The organism is Desemzia incerta (genome assembly GCF_900115825.1).
GTDB lineage: Bacteria > Bacillota > Bacilli > Lactobacillales > Carnobacteriaceae > Desemzia > Desemzia incerta.
The window spans coordinates 68,797-84,678 of record NZ_FOXW01000009.1 but is presented as its reverse complement, the minus strand read 5'-3'; the positions used below and the strand labels follow the sequence as shown (position 1 = coordinate 84,678).

16 protein-coding genes and 1 pseudogene are annotated in these 15,882 nt (G+C 40.2%); 16 read left to right on the top strand and 1 reads right to left on the bottom strand.

The features are described 5' to 3' along the window. The first annotated feature begins 59 nt into the window (after positions 1 to 59). The 5 genes from BM137_RS11300 (at position 60) to BM137_RS10520 (ending at position 3,827) form a co-directional block, all read left to right on the top strand. Positions 60 to 200 (top strand): hypothetical protein, encoded by a 141-nt coding sequence (locus BM137_RS11300; RefSeq protein WP_177192563.1) that lies wholly within the window; start codon positions 60 to 62, stop codon positions 198 to 200. Between the two features lie 68 nt (positions 201 to 268). Continuing rightward, positions 269 to 1,213: a metal ABC transporter solute-binding protein, Zn/Mn family gene (locus BM137_RS10535; protein ID WP_092481129.1), complete on the top strand. Its 945-nt coding sequence runs from the start codon at positions 269 to 271 to the stop codon at positions 1,211 to 1,213. 19 nt (positions 1,214 to 1,232) lie between these two features. Further along, positions 1,233 to 1,991 (top strand): metal ABC transporter ATP-binding protein, encoded by a 759-nt coding sequence (locus BM137_RS10530; protein WP_092481128.1) that lies wholly within the window; start codon positions 1,233 to 1,235, stop codon positions 1,989 to 1,991. Beyond that, the gene (locus BM137_RS10525; protein ID WP_218147522.1) at positions 1,988 to 2,923 is read left to right on the top strand and encodes a metal ABC transporter permease; all 936 of its coding nucleotides are present in this window, start codon (positions 1,988 to 1,990) and stop codon (positions 2,921 to 2,923) included. Before BM137_RS10530 ends, BM137_RS10525 begins: the two co-directional genes overlap by 4 nt. Then, the gene (locus BM137_RS10520; RefSeq protein ID WP_092481127.1) at positions 2,913 to 3,827 is read left to right on the top strand and encodes a metal ABC transporter permease; all 915 of its coding nucleotides are present in this window, start codon (positions 2,913 to 2,915) and stop codon (positions 3,825 to 3,827) included. The genes BM137_RS10525 and BM137_RS10520 overlap by 11 nt, the downstream gene beginning before the upstream one ends. 47 nt (positions 3,828 to 3,874) lie before the next feature. Here the strand turns inward: BM137_RS10520 and proC are convergent, their stop codons facing one another. After that, a complete protein-coding gene (gene proC / locus BM137_RS10515) occupies positions 3,875 to 4,687 on the bottom strand; it encodes a pyrroline-5-carboxylate reductase (protein WP_092481126.1) in 813 nt (270 codons plus the stop codon). A gap of 208 nt (positions 4,688 to 4,895) precedes the next feature. Between proC and BM137_RS10510 the strand changes: the two genes are divergently transcribed. From BM137_RS10510 to BM137_RS10460, 11 genes and pseudogenes are all read left to right on the top strand, one after another. After that, a complete protein-coding gene (locus BM137_RS10510; RefSeq protein WP_092481125.1) occupies positions 4,896 to 5,342 on the top strand; it encodes a CopY/TcrY family copper transport repressor in 447 nt (148 codons plus the stop codon). Positions 5,343 to 5,364: 22 nt separating this feature from the next. Beyond that, complete coding sequence (locus tag BM137_RS10505) at positions 5,365 to 7,824, top strand: heavy metal translocating P-type ATPase (RefSeq protein ID WP_092481124.1); 2,460 nt, start codon at positions 5,365 to 5,367, stop codon at positions 7,822 to 7,824. Positions 7,825 to 7,884: 60 nt separating this feature from the next. After that, on the top strand, positions 7,885 to 8,106 hold the full coding sequence (locus tag BM137_RS10500) for a heavy-metal-associated domain-containing protein (protein WP_092481123.1): 222 nt from the start codon (positions 7,885 to 7,887) through the stop codon (positions 8,104 to 8,106). Between the two features lie 109 nt (positions 8,107 to 8,215). Further along, positions 8,216 to 10,381, top strand: a complete 2,166-nt coding sequence (locus BM137_RS10495; RefSeq protein ID WP_092481122.1) for a heavy metal translocating P-type ATPase — start codon at positions 8,216 to 8,218, stop codon at positions 10,379 to 10,381. A 396-nt stretch (positions 10,382 to 10,777) separates the two neighbouring features. Beyond that, positions 10,778 to 11,632: a DegV family protein gene (locus BM137_RS10490; RefSeq protein WP_092481121.1), complete on the top strand. Its 855-nt coding sequence runs from the start codon at positions 10,778 to 10,780 to the stop codon at positions 11,630 to 11,632. A gap of 25 nt (positions 11,633 to 11,657) precedes the next feature. Further along, complete coding sequence (locus BM137_RS10485) at positions 11,658 to 12,314, top strand: endonuclease III domain-containing protein (protein WP_177192562.1); 657 nt, start codon at positions 11,658 to 11,660, stop codon at positions 12,312 to 12,314. A 21-nt stretch (positions 12,315 to 12,335) separates the two neighbouring features. Then, on the top strand, positions 12,336 to 12,932 hold the full coding sequence (locus tag BM137_RS10480; protein WP_092481119.1) for a P-loop nucleotide/nucleoside kinase family protein: 597 nt from the start codon (positions 12,336 to 12,338) through the stop codon (positions 12,930 to 12,932). A 192-nt stretch (positions 12,933 to 13,124) separates the two neighbouring features. Beyond that, a complete protein-coding gene (locus BM137_RS10475) occupies positions 13,125 to 13,976 on the top strand; it encodes an aldo/keto reductase (protein WP_177192561.1) in 852 nt (283 codons plus the stop codon). Positions 13,977 to 14,118: 142 nt separating this feature from the next. Then, positions 14,119 to 14,790 carry a hypothetical protein gene (locus tag BM137_RS10470; RefSeq protein WP_143084258.1) on the top strand — a complete coding sequence of 224 codons (672 nt, stop codon included), beginning with the start codon at positions 14,119 to 14,121 and terminating at the stop codon, positions 14,788 to 14,790. Positions 14,791 to 14,818: 28 nt separating this feature from the next. Continuing rightward, a pseudogene (locus tag BM137_RS10465) lies at positions 14,819 to 15,271 on the top strand (NUDIX domain-containing protein). Between the two features lie 32 nt (positions 15,272 to 15,303). Next, a complete protein-coding gene (locus BM137_RS10460; protein WP_092481115.1) occupies positions 15,304 to 15,855 on the top strand; it encodes a GNAT family N-acetyltransferase in 552 nt (183 codons plus the stop codon). Positions 15,856 to 15,882 lie beyond the last annotated feature (27 nt).

Here is a 15,882-nt window from a genome sequence, read left to right as displayed (position 1 = left end):
TCTTCTTTGCTTGGCGTCATTTGAATACTCCTTTTTTCTTTCGCATACAGGCGTGAAGCATGGATCAACAGTTGTTGCCTGTAAAAGCTCGCTTAATATCACTGACTGTGTTCATCGGTTTCCAGCAAGTCAGTTTAAATCAGTATTCTTATTATACCTCATCCAGAAAAAACAGCCAAGTAAGGAATCAATCGATTTAGGTTGACTTTATATAATTTTTAGGCTAATCTAAAAATAACTTAAAGCAACCCGAAAGAAGGTAGATAAAATGAAAAAACTAGCTGTGCTTGTTTCTGCTGTTGTCCTCTTGATTTTGGCAGGATGCCAATCTGATGCATCAGATGCGAATGAGGGGAATTCGACCGCTCAAGAAGGAGCCGTCCAAATCATCACGACAACAACTATGATCACTGATTTAGTCAACCAAATAGGTGGCGAGCATGTAGAGGTAGAAGGTCTGATGGGACCTGGGATTGATCCTCATGGATATCAAGCTTCTGCTTCAGATGTCACAAATATGATGGAAGCTGATGTCGTGGTTTCAAATGGTCTGCATTTAGAAGCTCAATTAGGAGAAGTTTTCGAAGGACTGGAACAACAAGGAAAAGAAGTTTTTGTATTAGAAGAAGGTTTGTCAAAAGAAACATTTTTGTCATCTGATGATGATTCACTAGCTTATGATCCGCACATTTGGTTTAGTGTCAGCAATTGGAAAATGGCAGCTGACTACATCACAGAGCAGTTAAGTGAATTTGATAGTGAAAATGCAGATGTCTATCAAGAAAACAATAAGAATTATCAAAAAGAATTGGATGAGTTAGCGGCTTATATTAATGAACGTATCACAGAAATTCCGGAAGAAAGTCGTTATTTAGTCACTGCTCACGATGCGTTCCATTATTTTGGAGAAGAGTTCGGATTTGAAGTGGTTGGACTTCAAGGACTGAATACTCAGTCAGAAGCTGGAACACGTGATGTCAGCGATTTGGCGCAACTCGTAGCAGATAAACAAATCAAAGCGATTTTTGTAGAAAGCTCTGTGCCTACTCGTACGATTGAATCTCTTCAAGAAGCTGTCCAACAAAAAGGTTGGGATGTTTCGATAGGCGGAGAATTGTTTTCAGACGCATTAGGGGATGAATCTCAAAATGCCGAAACTTATATAAAAATGTACAAATCGAATATTGATACGATTGTGGATGCTTTAAAATAAACAGAAAGAAGGGCTTGTCATGAATCAAACAGCTATTCATATTGAACAACTAACCGTAGCCTATCAAGCCGTACCTGTATTATGGCAAGTAGGTTTAAACATTCAAAAAGGAAAACGAACGGCCATCATTGGACCAAATGGAGCAGGAAAATCGACCCTCATCAAATCCATTTTAGGATTGATGACTCCGCTGACAGGAGAAGTAGATTTCTCTGTAAAAGATGGAGAATGGTCGGAGTACAAATCGATCAAAAAATCAGTTGCCTATGTTCCTCAAAAAAGTTCTGTAGATTGGGATTTTCCGACAATTGTTTTGGATGTTGTCGTGATGGGGAGATATGGTCATTTGGGCTGGTTCAAGCGTCCAGGCAAAAAAGATATGGCACTGGCAGAAGAGATGCTGGTCAAAGTAGGGATGCATTCTTTCAAAGACAGACAAATTAGTCAGCTTTCAGGCGGACAAAGACAGAGAGTCTTCCTTGCTCGCGCTCTAGTCCAGCAAGCAGAGATTTATTTATTGGATGAACCGTTGGCTGGAGTGGACATGAAGTCGGAAAAAGTGATCATGGAATTGCTGGAGGAATTAAGTTCGGCCGGGAAGACTGTTATTGTGGTCCACCACGATTTGCAGACGGTAAAAGAATATTTTGATGAAGTTGTTTTCTTGAATCGTGAAGTAGTGGCTGCTGGATCAGTTGCAACAACTTTCACTGAAGACATCATTGAAGAGACCTATCGGAAAGACCATAGTGTTGCTGAAAGGGTCGATCAGTTATGATAGAACAATTGACTTCGTTATTGAGCGACTATACGTTTCAACTCGTAGCTTTGGGGACAGGATTTCTTGGACTCCTTAGTGGAGTGATCGGAACATACGCTACTTTAAGGAAAGAGAGTTTGCTGGGAGATGCTTTGAGTCATGCAGCTCTGCCAGGAATTGCTATTGGATTTTTATTTATTGGACGAAAAGAATGGATCGTTTTGATGATCGGCGCAGCCGTTAGCGGGCTGTTTGCTACTTTTTTGATCCAATGGATGAGCCGAAAAAATGTGGTGAAATTCGATAGTGCGCTGTCATTGATTTTATCGAGTTTTTTCGGTCTTGGTTTAGTATTGTTGACGTATATCCAAGATCAGCCCAATGCAAATCAGGCAGGTCTGGATAACTTTATTTATGGACAAGCTTCATCAATGCTGCTGTCCGATGTCAGAATGATCAGCATTATCGGAATCGTACTGTTAGTCTTAGTGGGTGTATTTTGGAAGGAATTCAAAGTCTTTACTTTTGACCCTGTTTTTGCTCAAACAGCTGGTTTTTCTAGTTCCATACTCCAATTTTTGTTGTCTACGATGATGGTCTTAGTCATTATTTTGGGATTAGAATCGGTAGGGGTCATTTTAATGAGTGCTTTGGTGATCGGACCATCGGTAGCTGCCAGACAATGGACTGACCGATTAAGCGGGGTCATGGGATTAGCGGGCGTGTTTGGGTTCTTCTCTGGAGTGATTGGAACGATACTCAGTTCACTTGGAAAACAAATCCCTACTGGTCCTACTATCGTACTGGTGATGAGTGTATTTGTAGTCTTCAGTTTGTTTTTTGCTCCTAACCGCGGTTTGATTCGAAAATATATCTCTCAGAAAAAACAGCAGCAAATGTATAAGAAACAAATGGAAGGAAAAAAGGAGGGGAAAGAATATGCTGGTTGAAATTCAATTGATTGCCATTGTAGTAGCAGTTGCTTGTGCTTTACCAGGTGTTTTTCTAGTTTTGAGAAGCATGACGATGCTGTCTGATGCTATAACGCATACCGTTTTGTTAGGAATTGTTTTAGCGTTCTTTGCGACTCAAGATTTAAATTCTCCTTTATTGATGCTGGGAGCTACCCTTGTCGGTGTGGCTACAGTATGGGTGATCGGTGCTCTACAACGAACGAAATTATTGAGTGGAGACGCTGCAATCGGGATCGTGTTTCCTTTGTTTTTCAGTATAGCCATCATCTTGATCACGCGCTATGCAGGAAGTGTACATTTGGATACCGATTCTGTATTGATGGGGGAATTGGCTTTTGCTCCTTTCAAGCGGACTCAATTGTTCGGAATGGATATTGGACCACAAGCATTATGGACGAGGATAGTTATTCTATTGATCAATAGTGTGTTTATACTCCTTTTTTATAAAGAGTTGAAACTCTCTACTTTTGATGCGGCTTTAGCTGCTGCATTAGGATTTTCTCCAGTGTTATTGCATTATGGACTAATGTCTTTAGTTTCACTGACGGCTGTTGGAGCTTATGATTCTGTGGGATCAGTGTTGGTCGTCGGTTTTATGGTAGGTCCTGCTTTAACAGGGTACCTTCTCACACGGCAATTGCATCACATGATTTGGGTAACTGTCATAACCGCTGTCATCAATAGTATAGTTGGTGTGCAGCTGGCTTTCGCTGTAGATGCTTCACTAGCTGGAATGATTGCTGTTGTCACAGGTGTCACAGCATTTGCAGCATTCTTGTTTTCTCCGGAAAAAGGCTGGCTCAAAAAAACGCTGCGTCGTTCAAAGCAGCAAAAGAAATTGTACAAATGGAAAACGAAACAAGAGATGGAACAGCGTTAAAATTCACTAAAAAGGCTTCTGCTCAAAAATGAGCAGAAGCCTTTTTGTTATTCTTTGTTCATATTTCGATCTTTTTCTACAACGGCGTCAACGGCTTTAACCACAGAAGTCATAAACCCGTTTTCTTCTAAAGCCAGTACACCTTCGATAGTAGTGCCACCTGGAGAAGAGACTTGATCAATCAAGTTCCAAGGTGTCTGGTCACTTTCTTTGAGCATTTTACCGCTGCCGAGAACCGCTTGGGCAGCGATTTTAGTGGCCATCTCTTTTGGGATACCGTATTTGACAGCTGCTCGAGAAAGAGCATCGACAAATAAAAAGGTAAATGCTGGAGAACAGCCTGCAATCGCAGAAAAGACGCTAAAATCTTCTTCTTTCATCACGATGGCTTCACCAATCGATTCAAACACACTGACAATAAAATCAATTTCTTCAGCAGTAGCATGGTCATTCCCGCAAACTGCAGCCATTCCTTCACTGATCTGCGAATTTAAATTAGGCATGACACGAATAATGCGCATAGCTGAATCTTGTCCGATCATGGAATGCATTTGAGATAAAGAAATACCTGCTGCAATAGAAACAACGACAGGATTGTGTTCGATCAGTAATGGGGCTAATTCTGGGAGCACGGTAGAAAATAAATTCGGCTTAATGGCTAAGATGACAACATCTACTGTTGACACCAGTTCCTCATTGGATGAACACACCGTAGCCCCTGTTTCACTAGCTAATCGATCTCGTTTTTCTGGTGTTCGGTTAGAAAGATAAAGATTCTCTTTAGGCATCTGCCCTGAAGCAACGATCCCTTTTACGATGGCACTCGTCATGTTGCCTGTACCGATAAAACCTACTTTCATCATTCAATCTCCTTTCAATACTAGAACTATTTTTCTACACTATTTAGTAAATAAGGTAAGGTAGTACTAGAAAACTACTGTCTTATTTTAGCATAGATTTGACCATTAGAAACAAAAGGGTTGACTTAAATCGATTACAGTTGTAAACTTTAGTTGTGGATGATTACAAACGTAAACGATATAATTTTTTTACGAAAGGAAGAAGACGATGGAAGTTGTTGAGAAAACGAAAATCAGCGGGGCTGAATGGGAAATCATGCGAGTCGTGTGGACATTAAAAAATGCAACCAGCAAAGACATCAGTTCTGTTTTGCAAAACAAAATGGATTGGAAGCCGGCTACGACTAAAACATTGATCGGACGTCTCGTTAAAAAAGGGGCTTTGATCACAGAAAATGAAGGAAATCGATTCATTTATTCAGCTGCTGTGAGTGAAGAAGCTGAAGTGAAAAATGCGGCTCAAAGTATTTTGCAAAATGTCTGCAATCGAAAAGTTGGGGAAACGATAGCAGATCTGCTCAGTGAAGCCACGTTAAGCCATGATGATGTAGCGTTGCTCGAATCGATTTTGGAGGAAAAAAAACTGACAGCTGTTGATGAAGTACCTTGTGACTGTGTTCCTGGACAATGTACTTGCCAACACATGCATGGATAAGAAGGATTAAAGGAGGGTAACGATGGTACAAAAAACAATGAAAATAGAAGGAATGAGCTGCGCAAGTTGTGCCCAAACGGTTGAAAAGGCTGCGGCTAAACTAGCGGGGGTAAAAGAGGCGAATGTAAATCTGATGACGGAAAAGTTAACCGTCCAATTTGATGAAGCCAAAACAAATATGGAAGACATCAAGTCTGCAGTTGATGCATCTGGCTATAAAGCGGTGGAAGAAGGCCAGACAAAAACGTTTGTGATCGAAGGAATGAGTTGCGCAAGTTGTGCTCAAACGGTTGAAAAAGCAACAGCGAATTTAAACGGTGTTGCGAATTCGACAGTAAACTTAGCGACTGAAAAAATGACTGTCCAATATGATCCGTCTATTCTTTCTGTCAATGATATTACAGGTGCGGTTTCGGCTTCTGGGTATAGTGCTCATGAAGAAGTCAGTAATGCAGATTCGATCGACGAAGACCGCGAGAAAAAAGAAGCTCACATGAAAGAAATGTGGCGTCGTTTCTGGTTGTCAGCAGTATTCACTGTACCGCTACTGTACATTTCGATGGGGCATATGATTGGAGCACCGTTGCCAAGCTTTTTAGATCCGATGCATCATGCTGGTGTGTTTGCATTAGTTCAATTGATATTGACCATTCCAGTAATGGTATTAGGGAAAAAGTTCTTCACTACAGGATTTAAAGCGTTAGTAAAAAGACACCCTAACATGGATTCTTTGGTGGCTTTAGGAACCAGTGCAGCATTTATCTATAGCTTGGTTGCTACGGTATCCATTTGGCAAGGGAACGATTCGTTGGCAATGGATCTGTATTACGAGTCAGCGGCAGTTATTTTAACGCTGATTACTTTAGGGAAATACTTTGAAGCTCGTTCGAAAGGGAAAACCTCTGAAGCCATTAAGAAATTGATGGGATTGGCGCCAAAAACAGCCAAAGTCCTGCGCGACGGCAAAGAAACGGAGATTTCTGTAGAGGCAGTTCAAGTTGGCGACATTGTGGTGGTTCGTCCGGGAGAAAAAATGCCGGTAGACGGTGTTGTCACTGAGGGAACGACTTCTGTTGATGAAGCGATGTTAACAGGGGAAAGTATCCCTGTGGAGAAATCAGTTGGTTCCCAAGTGATCGGAGCCAGCATTAATAAAAATGGAACAATTCAATACAAAGCGACAAAAGTCGGTAAAGACACAGCTCTTGCGCAAGTCATCAAATTAGTGGAAGATGCGCAAGGATCCAAAGCTCCAATTGCCAAATTGGCAGACATCATTTCAGGTTATTTTGTACCGATCGTTATGGTACTGGCTGTTTTAGCGGGAGCGGCTTGGTTTATTGGTGGTCAATCTGGCGTCTTTGCATTAAGTATAGCGATTTCTGTTTTAGTCATTGCTTGTCCATGTGCTTTAGGTTTAGCAACGCCGACAGCGATCATGGTCGGTACAGGAAAAGGTGCTGAACATGGAGTTTTGATCAAAAGCGGGGCGGCGTTGGAAACCACTCATAAAGTCCAGACAGTCGTATTAGACAAGACTGGAACAATTACAGAAGGTAAACCCAAAGTGACAGATATTTTATCTGCAACAGGCATTTCAGATGAAGAGTTGCTGACGATTTCGGCTTCTGCTGAAAAGGGATCAGAACACCCATTAGGTGAAGCAATCGTTCGTGCAGCAGAAGAAAAAGGATTGCATTTGCGCAAAACGAACTCTTTCAATGCGGTTCCTGGACACGGAATCGTTGTTCAAATTGATGGAGACGTGTATGCACTCGGTAATAAGAAAATGATGGAGCACCAACAGATTTCGCTGGATGATTTCTCCGGCAAATCAGATGAATTAGCTGGTGAAGGGAAAACACCGATGTATGTAGCTAAAAATGATGACTTAATGGGAATCATTGCTGTAGCCGATACAGTAAAAGAGACAAGTGGTCAGGCAATCTCTAAGCTGCACCGTATGGGGATCGAAGTAGTGATGATTACAGGGGACAATCGTCGAACTGCTGAGGCTATTGCGAAACAAGTGGGTGTGGATCGTGTCTTAAGTGAAGTCTTACCGGAAGACAAAGCGAAAGAAATCAAAAAATTGCAAGAAGAAGGCAAAAAAGTCGCGATGGTTGGAGATGGAATCAATGATGCTCCCGCACTAGCTCAAGCGGACATTGGAATTGCGATTGGATCAGGAACGGACGTTGCGATCGAGTCTGCGGATATTGTTTTGATGCGCAGCGATTTAATAGATGTACCAACAGCCATTGAACTAAGCAAAGCTACCATTAAGAACATCAAAGAAAACTTATTCTGGGCATTTGCTTACAATACATTGGGTATTCCGGTTGCAATGGGCTTGTTGTATCTATTCGGCGGACCATTATTGAACCCGATGATTGCTGGAGCAGCGATGAGCTTCAGTTCTGTATCGGTATTATTGAATGCTTTAAGACTGAAACGATTTACGCCGTCTGCAAATCAGTAGCCGTTTAACTCGATGAGGATTACACTAGAGATAATGACAAAACAAAAGGAGAAATGACAGATGAGAAAAGAAATTACAATTGAAGGTATGAAATGTGAAGGCTGCTCAAATGCTGTAAAACAACGTTTTTTAGGTGTTGAAGGAGTCAACGATGTCGTTGTCAATTTAGAAGCTAAAAGCGCCCTTATTGAAGGGAATTCAGCAATAGATGAAAATGAATTGCGCGAGTCGTTATCAGATACAAATTATTCAGTAGTTGGCATCAAGGAAATGGATGCCTAATTGAAAACAGAACGCTTGTCTTATTTAATGAGATAGGCGTTTTTATTTAAACTTTTCTTTGATTTAGATGAGGTTTAAATCCTCAATATAAAATGAAGGAGTGATTTGAATGGATAAGAAAAATATCGATGAGCATCAACATCATGACCACCACCATCACCACAATGGTCATGAGCATATGCATCATCACAAATCTATGGATGAAGAACACGTGGGTCATATTTATCATGAAGAACAAGTAGAAGAAGGGATGCAGGAGGATTCAAATCCTTCTGAAACACATGATCATCATCATCACACAGAGCATAACCATGGTGATCATCATGATCACATGGGCCATGGCGGACATCATCACCATGGGAATTTCAAAGAGATTTTTTTGAAGTCGCTGCCTTTAGGAATTGTGATCTTGATTTTGTCGCCACTGATGGGAATCACACTTCCGTTACAATTTACGTTTCCTTACTCGGATATCTTGGTAGCTATATTGGCAACAGTTTTATTCGTTTACGGGGGGAAACCATTTTATCAAGGGGCTGTAGATGAATTTAAACAACGAGCTCCGGGAATGATGGCGCTGATTACTTTAGGAGTCACCGTTTCGTATTTGTATAGTGTGTATGCAGTGGCAGCCAGGTATCTGACAAACGAACACGTGATGGATTTTTTCTTTGAATTTGCATCTTTGATTTTAATTATGCTGTTAGGACATTGGATCGAAATGAAAGCAGTAGGTGAAGCAGGCGATGCACAACAATCTTTAGCTGAGTTACTGCCGAAAGATGCTCATGTGGTGTTGGAAGACGATTCAATTGAGACGCGCTCAGTGTCTGAATTAAAAGTTGGAGATATTGTACGGGTACAAGCAGGCGAAAATATACCAGCCGATGGTGTAATCAAAAGTGGCGAGTCTCGGGTGAACGAAGCACTTTTGACTGGTGAATCGAAGTCTGTTGAAAAAGGTGAAGGAGAACAAGTTATTGGCGGCTCAACAAACGGCGACAGTATTTTGTATGTAGAAGTAAAAGAAACCGGAGATAAATCGTTTATTTCTCAAGTCCAAACCCTTATTCGACAAGCTCAAGATCAACCTTCAAGAGCTGAAAACATTGCGCAAAAAGTAGCAGGATGGTTGTTTTACATTGCGGTAGCAGTTGCAGGAGTCGCTTTTGTCGTCTGGTTGTTGGCAGCAGATATAGAAAATGCCGTTATTTTTACCGTAACGACTTTAGTCATTGCCTGTCCTCATGCGTTAGGTTTAGCCATTCCTTTAGTTGTAGCACGCAGCACTAGTCTAGGGGCAAGCAGAGGATTGTTAGTCAAAGACCGTGAAGCATTGGAATTGGCCATAAATGCTGATGTGATGGTGTTGGATAAAACGGGCACATTAACTACTGGTGACTTTAAAGTATTGGAAGTTGAGGCGTTGGATGAGAGTTATTCCCAATCGGAACTGATAGCGTTGATGGCAGGAATCGAAGGCGGATCGAGTCATCCAATTGCGCAGTCCATTAGAGCTTATGCAGACAGAAAAGGCATTAAGCCGGTCCTGTTCGATTCTATTGATGTCATATCAGGCGCTGGAGTCAACGGAACCGCTAATGACAAACAGTATAAACTGATCAGTCAAAAAGCTTATGGCAAAGATTTACCAGTAAATACACCTGCAGGGGCAACCCTCAGTGTCTTATTAGAAAATGATCAAGCAATTGGAACAGTAGCTTTGGGAGATGAATTGAAAAAAACGAGTTCAGAACTCATTAAAGTATTGAAAGCAAATGGGATCCGGCCATTGATGGCTACGGGGGATAATGAAACTGCAGCTAAAGCCGTTGCAACCGAACTAGGTATCGACTACAAAGCTAATCAATCTCCAGAAGACAAATACAACTTAGTGGAGTCGCTGAAAAATCAAGGTAAGACGGTCATCATGGTAGGTGATGGAGTAAACGATGCACCTTCTCTTGCTCTTGCAGATGTTGGAGTAGCCGTTGGAGCAGGAACTCAAGTAGCCTTAGATTCGGCAGATGTGATTTTGACCCAGTCGGACCCTGGAGACATTGAGTCCTTTATTGAGCTGGCTCAAAAAACAACCAGCAAGATGAAACAAAATCTATTGTGGGGAGCGGGATATAACTTTGTTGCGATTCCGTTAGCAGCAGGAATCCTAGCCCCAATAGGCTTTACTCTGAGTCCAGCAGTTGGCGCCATATTGATGTCATTGTCTACTGTGATCGTAGCGATCAATGCGATGACGCTTAGATTGAAGAACTGATTGTTTCGTAGTGGAGAAAATTCTTTCAACTTTAGTTTAGAAGTTAGATTAAAATTTCAGAGAATGAATATAAATAGGTGTTTTAATCCCTATTGTTTTTAGATAAGTGTAAAGCAAATACAGCAACGCAAAGAGTTCATTAACGTATACACTAATGAATCCTTTGCGTTGCTTTTTGCAGAATTAAATCTATTGATCTAAATTGATTATTGCTAGACCTTGTCCATCTTTTAAGAGTCTTTTTTATTCCTTATCTTCTTTTCAAAGTCCGTCCAAAAGCCAACCAATTATAAATTCCTTAAAGGTATTGAAAATGCTATACTGAAAAATGTAAGGGATTTTAAAACGAGAATAAATAATTGGTGAAAAAAGCAAGTATACCTAGGAGGAGAAAAAATGAGAAAGATTATTTTTACGACAGAGAGCGGGGCTGACTTGCCCAAAGAGTTAGCTGAAAAACACAACATCAAAACCGTACCCATGCATGTAGTGATGGATGGAACAGATTATAAAGACGATGGATCATTACCGGTCAGTAAAATTTATGACTATTACAATAGAACGAAATTGATACCTTCCACTACATCAACTAATCCAAATGAGTACGAAGAGTTTTTTGCACAAATAAAAGCCGAAAATCCTGACTGTACGATCGTCCACATTGGATACACCTCAAAAGCATCTTCTTCTTTCCATAACGCTGAGATTGCTGCAGAAAACTTCGAGGATATTTATTTAATCGATGCGTTGAACGTTTCTGCGGGATTGACGGTAGTGACGTTATATGCAGCTCAACTTTTAGAATCAAACCCAGATATTCCGATGGACGAACTGATTCAAAAAATTCAAGCTAGTGTGCCGAAAAGCAGAATGTCATTCGTACCGGGTAGTTTAGAATTTTTAAAAGCTGGCGGACGAGTGTCGAATGCAGCTTATATCAGTGCTTCTTTATTGCAAATCAAACCGTTGATTGAGTTGATCGATGGAAAATTGGTCTCTACGAAGAAATACCGAGGAAAAATGAGTCGAGTGGCAGAAGAACTGTTGAAAGACTATTTGAAAAAATACCCCATCGATAAAAAGCAGATCTACTTCGTCTTTTCAATCGGTTTAGATGAACAAGTTAAAGTACAGATGGAGCAATCTGCTAAAGAAAAAGGATTTGAAAACGTAACTTGGATCCAAGCTGGATCAGTTATCTCTACACACGGCGGACCTGGTGCTTTTGGGATCGCTGGAATGGAGCAATAATCTAATTTTAATGGAAGGAATAGGCATGAAGAAAGAAATCAATCTAAAAGAACTGTATAGTCAGTTGGATCATTATGTGACCGCAGGAACGACTTGGCCGGCAGATAGTGTCTATGAAATGATGTTGGGAGCTATTTTAGTACAAAATACCACCTGGCACAATACGACTCTTTCTTTAGCGCGCATAGGCGAAGCCACTCATTTCGACCCGGAAGCTATTTCTGCTCTAACCATTGAAGAAGTGAAAGAACTGATTTATTCGAGCGGATTTCATAAACGGAAATCTCAACTGATTCTAGATTATTTTGGTTGGTTGAAAAAACATGCATTTGATTTGGAAGAAATCAAATGCAAGTACCAGGATAAGTTGCGCGAGCGATTGCTTCAATTTAATGGGATAGGTAATGAGACCGCGGATGTTCTATTGTTGTACGCTTTTGAAATACCTGTGTTTGTAGCGGATAATTATGCGCTCAAATTATTCCGCCAGTTAGGCAGTGAACAGAGTACAGATTATCTAAGTTTGAAGAGATATGTAGAAAGCTCTGCTGATTTTACGCTGAAAGAATGGCAGAAATTTCATGGACTGATTGATGAATATGGGAAAGTCTATTTGCGCGGAAAGCAAGAAAGTATTCATCCACATTGGGAAGAATACAAGTTAGTGATTAAACCGAGTTGAGCGTCTAGGAGTGGATTGTAAATGGATTTAGTCGTTATCATAGGACCGCAAGCCGTTGGGAAAATGACTGTGGGAAGAGAATTGGAAAAAAGAATGGATGCAAGGTTGTTGTATAATCACGAAACGATTGATTTATTCGCTAAATTTTTAGATTACGGAGAGGAAACGTTTCGTTTATCTGACCAGACTAGAAAAGAGTTGTTCAAAGCATTTGTCAAAAACAAGACAAATAAAGTAGCAAGCATTATTTTTACAGTGGTCGTGGCATTTGATTTGAAAGAGGATGTAGAATTTCTGCAAGAAATCAGTGACATCTTTTTAAATACTGATGGTAGAGTATTCTTCGTTGAACTTGAAGCAGACCTAGAGACTCGCTTAGAAAGAAATGTTGGTGAAAGCCGCTTGATGGCTAAACCTTCCAAGCGGAATGTTGAATTTTCGCGTAATGAATTGCTGAAGACTCATGAGAAGCATCGATTAAACTCTTTGCCAAATGAGGTAGATGAGAGATTCCAACCAGTAAATTATTTAAGGATAAACAATACTTATTTAGAACCAGAAGAGACTGCAGAGAGAATAGCAGAATTTATTAGAAGTAAAGATGAAAGCAATTATTGAGGCAGAGTCCTTAACAAGTAGAAGTAACCGTTGCTGATAAAATCAGAGACGGTTATTTTTTCATTAACGATTAATACCTTCGTTTACTTAGTTTCAGGTCTATTAGTTGAAGAGAAGAGCTTCAAAAGGATACAATACAAAGTGAGTAAAGAAAGCGCTTTTTAATTGAATAGATCGGAGCTGATGAGAAGGATGGAAAGTATTTGTGATACCGTTGAATTGAATAATGGGGTAAGGATGCCTATTTATGGTTTGGGCACTTCAGGAAATAAGGATCAGACAGTTTGTAACGATACAATAAAAGCTGCGGTTGAAGCTGGTTATCGGTTGATTGACACAGCCCAAATGTATGGGAATGAAGTACAGGTTGGAAAAGCCATTCGCCAAGCCGGTATTGCGGTTGAAGAGTTGTTTATCACCAGTAAAGTAGATAATCCGAATCATGGGTATGAAGCAGCCAGCCAAGCGATTGATGAATCACTGGAAAAGCTGGGTCTAGATGCTATTGATTTGTACTTAATCCATTGGCCAGTTGTTAAAGGCCGAGGAGAGAATTGGCAGGAAGACAATATCGAAACATGGCGCGCATTGGAAGATGCTTATGAAGCAGGAAAAATAAGAGCTATCGGTGTCAGCAACTTTATGGTGAAACATTTGAAAAACCTGCTCGCCAACTGCCGAATCAAGCCGATGGTCAATCAGATTCGATTGCACCCTGGCGTGCTGCAAGAAGAAACGGTCGCTTTTTGTGAGAAAGAACAAATCATTGTAGAAGCCTGGTCACCTCTGTCTCCTATCAAGCAAATGTCTGAGGATGAAAAAGTCAAAGCTATGACAGAAAAATATGGGAAATCCGTGGCACAGCTGTTGCTGCGCTTCAGTCTGCAACACAACTTCGTCCCATTAACGAAGTCAGCGCACCCTGAACGGGTTACAGAAAATGCTGAAATTTTTGATTTTGAGATTTCAAAAGAAGATATGGACTACTTGAACAAGTTGAAATTCGATGATTTTGAAGCACCAGATGTAGATATAGAAAGATAGTTTGCATTCAAATCATCAAACATAACTTACTGAGAACCCCGACGATGAAAAAAATCTGTTAGGGTTCTTTTTGATTACCGTTTCTATTTGTTTTTTTCTAAGGTAAAATAGAAGGAAACAAACAACGAGGAAGTGAAGAATGGTGTCAGTTGAATTTTGGGTCGCTGCAGAGACCTTTTACAATACTACAATGGTTGCAGTTGCCGTTGTTATCTTAGTACTGCTGATGTTGTCCGGTATGATTTTAGGTTATTCAAAAAGTCGGCACAAGAAAAAAATCGCTGCAGCAGGCGGAATTTTAGTTTTAGGACTTAGTATTTGGTTAGCGGTCGGGCATTTGAGGTATCAAGAATTCTTGGAAGTGAATGACCATGTCACACCTCTCGTACGCGACAGACAAAAAAAGTTTAGCGATTATACTTATCGTTCAGAAGATGAGATGCAATATTTTGCCAAATTGCATGATCCAGACAGCGTACGATCATTGGAGATGTATCGAGAAGAAATAGTCACTCAACCAATTACCTATATAGGAAAAGATGCCAATTTTTATTACTTTGAACAAGACGATGATTTGTTTAAACAGCGAAGCAACGTCGTGTTTGACGCTGATGCAACTGAAACGGAAATGGTGGGAAGCGTCTTTTATTTGCTAGATGAATCTTATTTTGACATCGGCTTCCGCAATCCTCCTTATATCATGTATGATCACATTATTGTTGATCAAGAAGAAGGTAATGAATTGATCGATGTCGAAAATGATGATTTCGTAGCTACAGCTGAAGAACATTTCAGCAAAACATGGTCGTTTTAGAAAAACAAGATACAGGCAGGTAAATAATATGAGTAAAATTGTGTTGACGAATATGTGTATGGTGGTAGACGAGAAAAAAGAAGTCGTGTTAGTTCAAAATCGGAAAAAAATCTGGCAAGGCTTAACTTTTCCTGGAGGCAAAGTAGAGCCAAGAGAATAGATCATCGATTCAACGATCAGAGAAGTGAAAGAAGAAACGGGACTCGATGTCACTCAGTTAACGTTATGCGGAGTGAAGGATTGGTATGAAGAGAAAGAAGACTTTCGATACATTGTTTTTCTTTACAAAACGAATCAGTTTACAGGAACACTATTGAAAGAAACTGATGAAGGGTCACTGCATTGGATGAAAATGGAAGACCTGACAGAAGAGAATTGTGCGCCAGGTTTTGCAAAACTCTTGATGTGTTCAACTATCCAGAAAAGCAGGAACATTTTTTTCATTATAATGAAAATGAGGAACTCATCAGCAATCAAGTGATTTGACCATTAAATTTAAGGGCGGTGTCTATTATGGATAAAGAATACCTTTTTGCTTTGCACGATCATATTGACGGAGAACGTATTTACTTAAGACACGTGTTGCTGAAAGATGCAGAAGATATGCATGAATACGCTAAGGATGAAGAAACGACTAAATTTGTTTTTGATAGACATGAGAGCTTAGAAGATACGCGAAAAAATATCGCTAAATATTTTTTGAGCAGTCCATTAGGCAAATATGCTATCGTCTTGAAAGAAACAGAAAAAATGATTGGGACAATCGATTTTCGTATTGAAGAAACACATAAGAAAGCTGAGTTGGGCTATACTGTAAATAAGGATTATTGGGGAAAAGGCTATGCAACGGAAGCTGGAAAAATGTTGATCCAGTTAGGTTTTGAAGTCTTTGGGCTACAGCGGATTTTTGCTTTTCATGACGTGCGGAATCCTGCTTCTGGCAAAGTGATGGAAAAGATGGGACTGACTTATGAAGGTCATTATCGGACAAATCGTTTTGTCAAAGGAGAATTCGTGGACGATAAATGTTACAGCATCATCAAAGAAGACTATTTTTCTGAATAAATTATAAAGTCACTTTCTGAATCATCT